Below are 12,270 nucleotides of genomic sequence, written 5' to 3'. Positions count from 1 at the left end.
GAGAGTTTACCTCCTATTTCCTCTGTTCCAGCTTGGAGATCGGTATACGGTACCCTGCAATGGTTTCCTTTCCGGGTACACTGCTTAGATCAAATATCGCATTTCCTTCATAAAAGAGTTCCAACCTGCGGTAGACATTACGGAGTCCTACATGCTCGCCGTTCCTGGGTCTTTCAGAACGAATATCTCGCAGGAGTTCGGTTAGTCTCCCTGCATCCATACCGATTCCATTATCGATCACCTGAATAACCAGTTCAGAAGCATTTCGTCTCGCCGTTATCTTGATCTCTCTTCCATTTTTTCGCGCCTGCAAGCCGTGTTTGCATGCATTTTCGACGAGCGGTTGAATACTCATGCGGGGAATGAGCAACGAAGCTGCATCAGGATCAACCTCGAAGGTGTAATCAAACAGCTCTCCAAAGCGAAACTTTTCAATCTGGAGATAAAGATTCGTAAATTCCAGCTCTTCTTGCAAAGGAATCAGATTGTCAGAATGACTGAGCAACTGTCTCATCAGCTTGGACAGACTTTTAATAATCTCAATTACTTCCGTATATCCATTCTTTGTACTAACGACCAGCAAGGCATTTAATGTGTTAAATAAAAAATGGGGATTCATCTGACTCTGAAGCATGGACAATTCAGTCCTTACTTGATCCAGCTCCAAATCTTTTTGACGGATTTCCAGTTTATATACGTCATTAATCAGCGTATGAATTTTGCCAATCATGATGTTAAATGTACGAATAAGCCCGCCAATTTCGTCGCGGCCTTCGTGAATTTCAATCAGATCGAATCGTTCATTGCGAACCTTCTCCATATGTCTGGATAACTTGCGAATCCGATAGTGGTAGGAACGCAAAATAATGTAGATCAATACAGAGGGGACCACGATACTTAATGCGAGCAACCCCAGAATTGATTTAAAGGCTTCTTGCAAAAGGTGGTCAAGGTGACGCGTATCGGCAACTCCAATCAATTTCCAGCCCTTTAGGTAGGCTAGATTCCCCAACGATTTTTCGAGCGTGTAAGCAGAATCTCCAGATTCCTTGAGCATTGATTCATTATCAAGGGGGGATAAGTCGGTTTCGCTGAACTCCCCACTTGAAACGACAGTTCGATTGTTGCTGTCCACCAGACGCAGCTGAAGACTGTCTGATTCACGATTTAAAATGCTGTACACCCGGCTAAGTTCCAGATCAATCTTGGAATACTTGTTGTAATTGGCATAGGAAGTATAGGTATCCATTTTGCCAATCACACTGATCCGTCTTCCCGCGTTAAATCCGGATGGCTCAATATAATCAACGACAAGAATGCCTCCACTGGTGGATTTCAGCTGTTTCAATCCAGGGAGTACATTCTTGTCTTTCATCACGATATAATGACTGCCCGTCTGAATGGTATCGTTATCCGTATAGATACGCACCTCCAGAATATTCGCTGACATGTACCGTGTTAATTTATCTCGCAGGAATGCATGGTAGACGTTGTAATAATCCACGGGGGAGTGATAGGTCCGATCCAGTGCCTCATAGAGCGAATCATCTGCTGCAATAATTCGGCTCAGGGCAACGCTCTCATCAATCATGCCTAGCAGTTCCCCCGCAGCCCTGTCGATGGATTTACGCAGATTTTCCTGTTCTCTAATCTTGATATCCGCAGAGGTTCGTTCATAAAAGAAGATATTAATCGTTATTACAGGAAGGAGAATACTAAGTACATAAATAAGCAGAAATTTGGATCGGAGAGGAATATCATTAACCTTACTGAACATCCAGAATTTATGACGCATATAATCACCCTTGGTTTTTGTTTTTATAGACTGACGGAAGCTCCCCTGTATGCGCTCTGAACTTTTGGGTGAAATATTCAGCATCATGATATCCTAGCCTGAATGCAATGTCAGTGATCTTCATATTGGTACGTCGCAGGAGTTTACGGGCCTCCTCAACACGAAGCTGGTGCACATAGTCACTGAAACTGACCCCCATCTCCCGCTTGAACTGTTGACCCAGGTAGGCAGAATTAACATGAATACGATTAGCCACATCTTGTAATTTAATTTTACTTCGATAGTGTTGCTTCAATTCATTCACTGCTTCTGCAACAAGCCCTCCTGTACCCGTCTTTTGCTTCAATTCAGACTGGGAAAGTTGCTCGGACAGTCGAACACACAGATCTTGCAATGTGCCGGAAGACCAACTTACAGCCTCATGCCATTCTTTTGCACATAGTATTTCTCTGCAATCCTCTCTTTTTCCATATTTTCGTAGCAACTCCCCATGGATATATCGAATGACATGATGTATCCATTCCAACGAAACCTCTGCTTTTTCACTTTTCTCTAGCAGTGCACTCACTGCAATATCGATAGAATACGTATTTTCTGCCTCAATAAACGCCAAGATCTCTTTGGAGATGTTCATCATTTGCTCTAAATCATATTCTTCGCTTATTCGATATTCATGAAGATGATTTTCATAGGTTTCATCTGTAACCATGACTCCATTTTGCTGTTTTTGCTCATTTCTGCGTTTGTCCAGAGGTTCAATCATTTCCATAAGGATTTGATGAATCTCCTCGGGAACAAGAGGTTTAAGCACATACTGATCGACCTGATACCGTATGGCTTGCTTTGCATAATTAAAATCCGAGTATCCTGTAACGATAACAATTTTAGAGGTGTAGGCGAGATCTTCTCGCAAGGTGTGAATCAAACCAAGACCATCCATAACAGGCATTTGAATATCCGTGACGACAAGATCCGGTTCAACCGAGTTAAATAAAGCAAGTGCTTCCTCCCCATCCGTTGCAGTTCCGCAGAGTTCATATCCACAAGCTCGCCAGTCAATCATCGTTCTCCATCCTTCTAGCATAAATGGCTCATCATCCGCGACAATGACCTTGTACATTAGCTCACCTCTCTTTTATCCTTGATCAGCTGCATGTATTTTATCTATATCTATGGGTAGATTCCAGTTGCTGTGAAAACGCTAAACAGCAGAACAACAGCAGGATTGTTGTCTGCTCGCACAACTTGGAGAACAAATTTTCCACCAGTCTCATCATCAATAATCAATAACATAGGAAATGGTTTCATCAGACCGTACGATTAGAACGCTCCGATTGTAGCGAAGCGCCGGATAACAATTCAAGTGTAACGCTTACATTTTGGTACAACAACCTGATAAACTATAGGTTTTCACCCGACAAAGTATAGGTTTAGCTCAGAAGTAATCTACTGTCAGGAAAAAGATTTTTCATTCTCCACGTACAATACGGAATCCTTGATCGGGACCAAAACCATTCGCATCAAATTTGCCTCGAAATGATATTTCATTGTTATTAACACCGCCGATCCAGCCTCCGCCTTTTACAACTCGCCAAGTTTGATTTGGACTCTCCGAATCACTGTACCAGTCCCAGCACCATTCTCTCACATTCCCAGACATATCATAGATACCTAACTCATTTGGCTTCTGAGTTCCGATTTTTTTGGTTTGATTACGATTGCTCTCAATAGCGGGCCAGCTCCAGTCACCCGTCAGAATGTTGTCGCCGGCATTTATCCAGTACCAAGCAACTTCATCAGGATTATTACTTCCACTGTATGTGTAATTTAAGCTCTTTTGCCCTCCGCTTGCAGCGTATTCCCATTCTGCCTCTGTGGGTAAACGGTAACCGTTGGCATCCTCGTTGATCGTTACATTCCATTTTATATTGTCGTTTTCATTCTGATTATTCGTGTCCTGGTTGTCCTTGTCTATATTGTAATAAGGTTTCAGGTTTTCTTTTATACTTTTTTGATTACAGTATTCCACTGCGTCATACCAGCTGACCATTTCAACAGGCAGGTCATCTCCCTTGAAGCCAGAAGGGTTTTCCCCCATAACCTCCATCCATTCTTTTTGAGTTACTTCGTATTTGCCAATATAGAAGGAATCCAGCGTTTCATTCCTATCAATCTGACTCGGCTTACTGCTCTTGAAGGCTCCCCCTTCGACAAATACCAGGTCATCGTTTAATTTGGTATTACTTGCTGAACAAGCACTTAGACTAACAACTATAGCGATTAAAGTTAACCATACCAGCTTCCTCATTCAATTATTCTCCTTTGCTAAGCTTAAATCCGGCAACGTCGAGGTCCGTTAGATCTGGTGAATAACGTTCCTCAACGCTTCCGGAAAATTGAACTCAAATGCAGGTGCAGACGTTGAACTGCATTACATCATTTTTACCAAACTGTCACGTTTGCGCTTCCGCTGCTTTGATAACCTTCTGTTGCCATCACCTGGTAAGACCAGCTGTTGCCTAAGTACATCCCTTTGCTCGCCCATGCATTCACATGATTACTGAACGTGATGGTAGAATTGACTCCGATTGGTTTCTTGGACTGTCTAACACTCCAATACTGAGGGAAAGTCTGAGTACCATCAATGGAAGGTGCATTGTATCTCATCGTTGTATAGATGTCATATGTGCCGCCATCACTAGTCATCGAGCCCTTATACGTTCCGGTCGGACGATACGTTCCCCAGCTATCCACCACGTAATATTCAATTAGAGCGTTTCTGGTCCAACCATAGAAAGTGAGATAGCCGTTACCTGAAGGAGAGAATACGCCGGCATTGTAATTGACCACTCGATTAGGCGTGCCATATGTCCACCCTTTACCGACAACGAAGTTACCTACATTCTGCCAGTTTACACTATAGTTCCCTCCTGATCCGTTAACAGCGTTGACCGTTCCTCCACCATCTGTCCAATTTTGCCAATAATCTGTTGCAGCGCTGGATGTTGCTGCAAAGACACCAAAACTCATGGAAGCTGCGAGAACAACGGTCATTAATTTTTTGCCAAATTTGAACATGGATGATACCTCCTGATATTTTAATAGATTTGGTTGATGCTATAATCCGATATGAATGTTTTTCAGCAAATTCACTTGAAAAGACGTTGCGAAAACAGATACAGATCGTTCTTCCATACGGGCCAATCATGTCCTCCACTTTCCTCATGCCAGATATGGGGTACTCCGTGTTGAGCCAAATATCGGTGAACCCCAAGACTAATCTCTATAAGATTGTCCTGTACACCGCAAGAGATCCACAACAGCGAGAGTAATGAAGGCGCTTTCGAAAGATCGGGCACAAGTAACTCCGGACTTCTGGTGTTTGGAGCTGCGGAGAAAGCACCGATCCATGCAAAATGGTCTAGATTACTTAATCCGATATTTAAGGATTGACCTCCACCCATGGATAAACCAGCAATCGCCCTTTTATCCCGGCTTTTATGCAAAGGGTAGTTCGACTCCATGTAAGGTATCAAATCGTTGAGCAGATCGGATTCAAACCGTTTAAATGCTTTGATTTTCTCGGGTTCAAACAGGTCTCCTTCGGCTCGGTCATTCGACATTGCGCGACCGTTGGGGAAAACAATAACCATCGGCTCAAGCAAGTTATCGTTGTACAGATTATCGAGAATAATTTGCGGAGAACCGTGAGTATGCCATTCGGTTTCGTCTCCACCAATACCATGTAAAAGAAAAAGTACAGGATACATCGTTGTCGAAGAAAATTCTGGTGGGGTGTACACCATCGCTTTACGGGAATTGCCAACCGTGGTGGAAGGATACTCTACCGTCTCCATGACTCCACGTGGTATATGCTCCCGATACTGGTCATATCCCGTTACTGCTGGTGAGATCAATTCCATTCTCTTTTCCTCCGAACATATGAGTGACTATCAGTCTTCAGTTAATCCACATAGCCAAAACCCAGAATGGTGAAGCATTTATGTTCGTGACCTTCCGCCATTTCGATCTCGATGGAGTGCTCCCCCACATGCTCTTCGTTAACCAGAAGTGTGGCATGGCAATGGGTCCAGTTCACTTGACGCGGATCGACCTTTTGGACGAATACCCCATCTACCTTGATATGTGCAGTTCCGAATTTGTCGTTACCAGAATCCTTGAAGATCAGAATGAGGCGTTTGCACTGCAAACTTATCCGAAAGCTGCTCTGATCCTCTTCTCCCTCTCCTGTACGCATCCAGTTGTTGGGGAACTGAGGTGTACCATAGTCATGAGCATCCATCTCAGCCATCTGCAGATCCGTGTCTGTTTTACAAAAAGAGCCTACATCGATTCGGGCAATATTATTGCCGTTTTTCCGATCCAACAGCTTCACATTAACAAATTCATTTCCAATTAGCGGAGCTTTTTCAATATCATGATCTTTCTCATCCCACTCAGAACGATTCGTCACGTAGAACAAATATTCCAAACAATCGGCCATAATTCGATGCCCTATGTTAGTTGGATGATATATATCATGGAAAAATTGCTTTTTGGAAATAACGTTGCCTTCACCTTTTGTCTTGTTGAACTGATCTACGACAGCATCTTTCACACTTACCATTGGCAGATCATAATGCCAGCCTACCGGAGCGAGACGATCCTGTAGATTCCAGTCATTTTCGAATACACTGAATAACAAGATGACCGCTGGCTTGTTATCGGCAGTAAGTGCTTTGAGTACCAGACTCTCATAACATTTACCTTGGGTTTCATCATCTGCGTCATTGACTGCGAATTCGATTATGACAACATCCGGCTGAACGGCACCTCCCCTCAGCACATCACGATCATAACGTACAATCCCCAGTTCTGAAGGAGTTCCACCCACACCTGCTTTAATCAGATGAATCGGACTATCTTTTGAAAGCGCAAACATAAACTTGAACGACTCATACGACCGATAAGCGTAACTTTGGAGATGAATAGGTACTGCACCAGCACCATGGGTAATGGAGCCTCCAATATAAGCGATAACAACAGGTTCGCCGTTTTTTGCCTTCTCAATGGCTCGTTTTAATCTGACATTATTTCCTTTGTTCAGAAGAGATCGGCCAATCATGTCGCGATATCCATGTGATTCAAAATCAATTGCGGGCTTGACTGCTGACGCTGTCACTCCAACTGGATCGCGCGGTGCAGTGAATTCCGTGTTTTCACCTGCATCTCCTGAATCCTGGAGCATAAATCATCATCACATCCTTCCGGTTAGATTCTGACCATCCTCAAACAACATTTAAAGGATCACAGCTTGTATTATTATTAGATCGGATGTGATCCTTCTCCCAAAGTGTATCCCTTACATAATTTTACAACAACCTGACAAAGTATAGGATTTTAACCAATATATCATTTTAAGTTGAGTACAGTGACATGCAGATCAGAACACCTATAATTTTTCATGTAAACGCTTTAATTTGTATACTATTTCCATGTTATAATTTTGAAAAACCGCATGGATGAAGGAGGATACACATGAATATCACGGGTCAAGGCGCGTGGGATACCGGTACATATACAAATCTGTTTCTGAAGCTAGGCTACGATGAGAATGAGATCACGAATAGATTGGAAGAAACATGGAACGAGCTATTTTATGGCGATGAAAATACTCGAATATATTACCCCATGGGTGAGGACAAGGGATATTTGCTGGACACCGGTAATCTCGATGTTCGATCCGAGGGCATGTCCTATGGCATGATGATGACTGTTCAGATGGACAAAAAGGAAGAATTTGATCGACTCTGGAATTTCTCCCACACGTTTATGCAGCATAAAGCGGGACGTTATAAAGATTATTTTGCCTGGCATTGCAAGCCTGACGGAACTCGACTCTCGCAAGGTCCTGCACCTGATGGTGAGGAGTTTTTTGCCATGGCGCTTTTTTTTGCTTCCAACCGCTGGGGCGATGGCGCTGAACCTTATGATTACAAGGCACAAGCCCGCAAGATCCTTCGTGCGTGTATACATCAGGGCGAAGACGGCGAAGGTGACCCGATGTGGGACCCGGAAACGAAACTGATCAAATTCATTCCAGAAACACCGTTTAGCGATCCGTCCTACCATCTGCCTCATTTTTATGAACTATTCGCGAAATATGCGGATGAAGAAGATCAGTCTTTTTGGGAAGAAGCGGCGTCTGCTAGTCGGGCTTATCTGCATACAGCCTGCCATCCCGTAACCGGACTTTCACCTGAATATGCGAACTATGACGGCTCTCCGGCTCCAATACAGCCGCATGGTGATTTCAGACATTTTTACAGTGATGCCTACCGTGTTGCTGCCAATATAGCGCTGGACTGGGAATGGTTCCGCAAGGATCAATGGCAGATCGATCAATCCAATCGGATTCAGTCCTTCTTCAGTGATATCGAAGTTTCCGATTATCGTCGTTATACCATTGAGGGTGAACCTTTTGACGAACCTTCACTGCATCCTGTAGGTTTACTGGCTACCAATGCCATGGCTTCACTGGCTGCGGACGGTCCACATGCTGACTCGTTCGTTCGCAAGTTCTGGAACACACCTCTGCGTCAGGGAGAACGACGTTATTACGACAATTGCCTGTATTTTTTCAGCATGCTGGCCCTAAGTGGAAGATATCGCATGTACTAAACAGATATGCACGAGCCGTTGCATCTGTCCTGCGAACGTTTGGCCTGCAGGACAGGTTCAAACATAACATAAGAAACGATCCCCCTTAAACATGGTATGATTAAGCCCATACAACTCTACGTATGTAATTTCATGGCAAGAACCTGTGACGAACAGACTATGAACGATGGTGAAGCCATATTCAGCGATAGAAAATGGGGTTACAGGTTAGGCAGGAAGGGGCTGTTCATGCGTTCATTTTATTTACCCGATTTATCGGAATTCCACTTTTTTTGTTTTCCACATTCGGTTGGAAATTACACCAAACCTGATCAGCATCACATCAACAGAATGGAAGGTGTCCAGGATTTCAGCTTGCATTACATTGCCGAAGGCAGCGGATATGTCGAGTTACATCATAAGAAATACGAGTTAAGTAAAGGCAATGTGTTTCTTCATATTCCAAACGACCCTATGCGTTATTATCAGTCCGATGAAGATCCGTGGAATATTTACTGGATTCAGTTCTACGGAAATGCACTCTCTGCTTTTTTACTGGAGAACGGACATTATCAATCCTCTGTCTGGACACAAAACCATGCTTCTCTAATCGAGTCCTCGTTTGAACATTTGCTTGATGAGATTGAGCAATTTAATTTTTTGCGTCCATCTCGAATCTCTGCACTGAATTACAGCGTACTTATCGAATTCATAAGTCATGCCATCCCCCTATCTGCTTACCGGAATCTCAACAATTTCGAGAAGATTACGGCGTTGCTGCCCGAAATGCAAAAAAAAGCCCATCTTCCGTTTGAGCTTGCCATCTGGTCGGATAAGCTCGGATTGACTCCTCATTATTTCTGCAGTTTGTTCAAAAAAGCTACCAAAATGACTCCCGTATCTTATATCACCAAATGCCGGATACAGAGCAGCAAACAGTTGTTATTAAGCCATCCTTCCATGCCGATTAAAGAAGTTGCCATGCAATGCGGGTACCCGGGGAACAGCTACTTTAACAAAAAATTTATGGAGTCTGAGGGCAAAACACCTGCGGAATTCCGTCGCCTTCATCTGAAGGCGTAACACCGATCAAGCACACAATGCAACCTATATTGCTGATTCTTAACGCCCTTATATTCCTTCCTTCTGCTCCATTAAACTCAACAGGAGCACGAAAAGGAAGATCCTGAGATCTCCTTTTCATACTCCCAATTAAGAGTTACTTCAAAGTCACTTTGACAACTTCCATTCATCGTATGCATCTTGATATACTTGTAAATACTTTTCAAGTTGCAATCCCTTGTACCCCGCAATATAACTGTCCCATTCCTTTGTTATATCCTTGTTACCTGTAATAAACTGTGCCATATTGGAGTCCACGTAATCCATCAGCGTGCGTTCGATTTGAGAAATGGTCAACGCATCTTCCGGTTTGAAATTGACATTGCTTGGATATACCACATCCAGATTCGCAAATGGTTCGTATTCTTTGGCTGCCAGCCAGAATCTATACTCCCTTGGCCCATCGCCTTCTGCGAGTGGATCTTCAGGAGCTACAAAAGATTCACGGATGGAATTGAGCATTTGCATTGTGCCAAGCTGCCACCATGTATCGGCTAGGGGCACACTTCCGTCCGTCTTGGAAGCAGGTAACAAGACATCATATTTGGCCGGCTGACCATTGTAATCCATCTGGCCGCTCTCTGCTTTTTTCCAGCCATCTCCTTCAAAACCATAGGTCGTCAGGATGGTGCCCTCTTCGCTGTACAGGTAATCAGCCAGTCGGATGGCCGCAATTTTTTCTTCCTCTGTCGCTTTGTTCGTAATGACGAAGTCACTCTGCCCGATTCCCGCAGAATAACCGGAGAGCTGTACGCCATGGGGTCCTTTCAGAGGTGGCAGTACCGCATAATCCTTGTTGCGAGGATATTTGACCCCTCCGGTAACAATGGCATAACCTACAACGCCCACTGCAGCATCAGGCTTATTGGCAAGCTGCTTCACAGCATCTGCATTTTGTGTAAAAGCCCCCTTATCAATAAGTCCTTCCTGATACAAGCGACGAAGATATTCCAGACCTTCCCTCCACTCCGGCTGTGCTGCCGAATAGATGACCACATCATCCTTCACACTTAGATATTTACTGGCATCGTTATAAATAAATGCATTCATCAGAAAAGCGTCAACACCACCGCCCCACTCGTCCGGAGTTGTTGTATATGGCACTTCATCAGCTTTTCCATTACCGTTTGGATCTTTTTCCTTGAATGCTTTCAATACCTCATAGAACTCGTCCGTTGTTGTGGGCATACTCAGGCCTAGTTGGTCGAGCCAGACGGTATTGATCCACACTCTCTGATTGTAGGTACAATGCAGACATTCATTAATTTTGGGAATAGCGTAAATGTTGCCATCCGGCGCAGTAGCCACTTCTTTAACACCTTCAACCTCGTCGATTGCTTTTTGAATGTTTGGTGCATATTGTTTGATAAGATCGTTGAGCGGAATAAAGGCGCCCATCTTTCCGTACTTGATCTGATCAGCCTTGCTCATTCCCGCATCCAGAATGACTGCCGGGTAGTCTCCGCTCGCTAGAACAAGCTGTTTTTTATCATTATATGCACCGCCGGGTGTCGTTTGCCAAGCAAACTGGATCTTGAGCTTTTCCTCGATGTATTTCGAGAATCGATTGATTTGCAGCTTTTCAATAGCTTCGCCTTGTGGTGCCAATACACTCAGGCGAACCGCTCCGTCCTTGGTTACCGCTTCTGCAGAAGAATCCTTGTCTTTATTGTCACTGCATGCGGAGAGCACCATGGTCATAACCAGCGTCAAACACAATAATAGACGTCCTGAACTTTTCAACTACAATTCCCCCTTGTAATAAATCAAGCTCATATTTGGATAGTCGCTACCCCTTCAGAGAGCCAATCATGACCCCTTTAACAAAATGTTTCTGTACAAAAGGATATATAACAAGCACGGGTACACTCGCGATCACAATAAGTGAATATTGCAGCAAATCCTTTAATCCCTGTTGAACAGCCTGAGCGCTGATATTAACGTACATATCCGAGTTATCTGCATTCAAGATAAGCAGGTTACGAAGGAAGATTTGTAATGGAAATTTTGTATAATCACTTAAATAAATCAGTGCGTTGAAATACGTATTCCAATGCCCAACCGCATACATAAGCGCCAGTACGGCAAGAACCGGCTTCGATAACGGCAATACCACCCGCCATATAAAAGCTAAATCGCTGCATCCGTCAATCTGTGCGGCCTCGGCCAGATCATCCGGGATGGTGGATTGAAAAAATGTCCGGGCGATAATGACCTGAAACACAGCGAATGCCCCCGGAAGAATCATGGCCCAGCGTGTGTCGAGCAGCCCAAGGGATTTCACAAGCAGATAGTTGGGGATCAGTCCTCCGTCAAAAAACATCGTCACAACAAGCAAAAGCATGATGATGTTGCGCCCATAGAACGACCTTCTAGCCAATGGATATGCGATCATCACCGTAAACGACACATTTAGCACTGTCCCCGCCATGGTATAGAACAGGGAATTACCAAATCCGATCCAGATGTCTTTATTTTGGAATGCGGCCTGATATCCAATCCAGCTGAATTCGACTGGCCAAAGCCACACTTTTCCGGAAGAAACTGCTGACGGAGAGCTAAAGGAAGCGCTTAAAATATGAAGCAAGGGAAACAAAATGATAATCAAAATGAACGCTAAGAACAGATAAATGATGCTCATGAACAATCGGTCTGTAGCAGATTCTCGTATGGCGACGCTCTTCATCATTTTC

At 44.0% G+C, this 12,270-nt stretch carries 10 protein-coding genes; 2 read left to right on the top strand and 8 right to left on the bottom strand.

Annotated elements, in window-relative coordinates:
- Positions 1-13: 13 nt before the first annotated feature.
- The 6 genes from V6669_RS15155 to V6669_RS15130 form a co-directional block, all read right to left on the bottom strand.
- Positions 14-1,795: a sensor histidine kinase gene (locus tag V6669_RS15155; RefSeq protein ID WP_338594749.1), complete on the bottom strand. Its 1,782-nt coding sequence runs from the start codon at positions 1,793-1,795 to the stop codon at positions 14-16.
- Between the two features lie 4 nt (positions 1,796-1,799).
- Positions 1,800-2,915: a helix-turn-helix domain-containing protein gene (locus V6669_RS15150; protein ID WP_338594748.1), complete on the bottom strand. Its 1,116-nt coding sequence runs from the start codon at positions 2,913-2,915 to the stop codon at positions 1,800-1,802.
- Between the two features lie 348 nt (positions 2,916-3,263).
- On the bottom strand, positions 3,264-4,103 hold the full coding sequence (locus tag V6669_RS15145) for an SUMF1/EgtB/PvdO family nonheme iron enzyme (RefSeq protein ID WP_338594746.1): 840 nt from the start codon (positions 4,101-4,103) through the stop codon (positions 3,264-3,266).
- Positions 4,104-4,237: 134 nt separating this feature from the next.
- The gene (locus V6669_RS15140; protein ID WP_338594745.1) at positions 4,238-4,873 is read right to left on the bottom strand and encodes a glycoside hydrolase family 11 protein; all 636 of its coding nucleotides are present in this window, start codon (positions 4,871-4,873) and stop codon (positions 4,238-4,240) included.
- A 71-nt stretch (positions 4,874-4,944) separates the two neighbouring features.
- Positions 4,945-5,718 carry an alpha/beta hydrolase-fold protein gene (locus V6669_RS15135; RefSeq protein WP_338594743.1) on the bottom strand — a complete coding sequence of 258 codons (774 nt, stop codon included), beginning with the start codon at positions 5,716-5,718 and terminating at the stop codon, positions 4,945-4,947.
- Positions 5,719-5,759: 41 nt separating this feature from the next.
- The gene (locus tag V6669_RS15130; protein ID WP_338594741.1) at positions 5,760-7,043 is read right to left on the bottom strand and encodes an SGNH/GDSL hydrolase family protein; all 1,284 of its coding nucleotides are present in this window, start codon (positions 7,041-7,043) and stop codon (positions 5,760-5,762) included.
- A gap of 290 nt (positions 7,044-7,333) precedes the next feature.
- Here V6669_RS15130 and V6669_RS15125 point away from each other — a divergent pair, with 290 nt between their 5' ends.
- Both V6669_RS15125 and V6669_RS15120 read left to right on the top strand, forming a co-directional pair.
- Positions 7,334-8,476 (top strand): glycosyl hydrolase family 8, encoded by a 1,143-nt coding sequence (locus tag V6669_RS15125; RefSeq protein WP_338594740.1) that lies wholly within the window; start codon positions 7,334-7,336, stop codon positions 8,474-8,476.
- A 228-nt stretch (positions 8,477-8,704) separates the two neighbouring features.
- Positions 8,705-9,538, top strand: a complete 834-nt coding sequence (locus V6669_RS15120; protein WP_315935414.1) for a helix-turn-helix transcriptional regulator — start codon at positions 8,705-8,707, stop codon at positions 9,536-9,538.
- Between the two features lie 147 nt (positions 9,539-9,685).
- Here V6669_RS15120 and V6669_RS15115 read toward each other — a convergent pair whose 3' ends face one another.
- Positions 9,686-11,320 carry an ABC transporter substrate-binding protein gene (locus V6669_RS15115; RefSeq protein WP_338594737.1) on the bottom strand — a complete coding sequence of 545 codons (1,635 nt, stop codon included), beginning with the start codon at positions 11,318-11,320 and terminating at the stop codon, positions 9,686-9,688.
- A 46-nt stretch (positions 11,321-11,366) separates the two neighbouring features.
- Entirely contained in the window at positions 11,367-12,266 is a 900-nt protein-coding gene (locus V6669_RS15110; RefSeq protein WP_338594735.1) for a carbohydrate ABC transporter permease, read from the bottom strand.
- Between the last annotated feature and the right edge of the window lie 4 nt (positions 12,267-12,270).

Source organism: Paenibacillus sp. Y5S-9, assembly GCF_036894235.1.
In the GTDB taxonomy this organism is placed as follows: domain Bacteria; phylum Bacillota; class Bacilli; order Paenibacillales; family Paenibacillaceae; genus Paenibacillus.
This window is presented reverse-complemented; position numbering and strand designations above follow the sequence as displayed.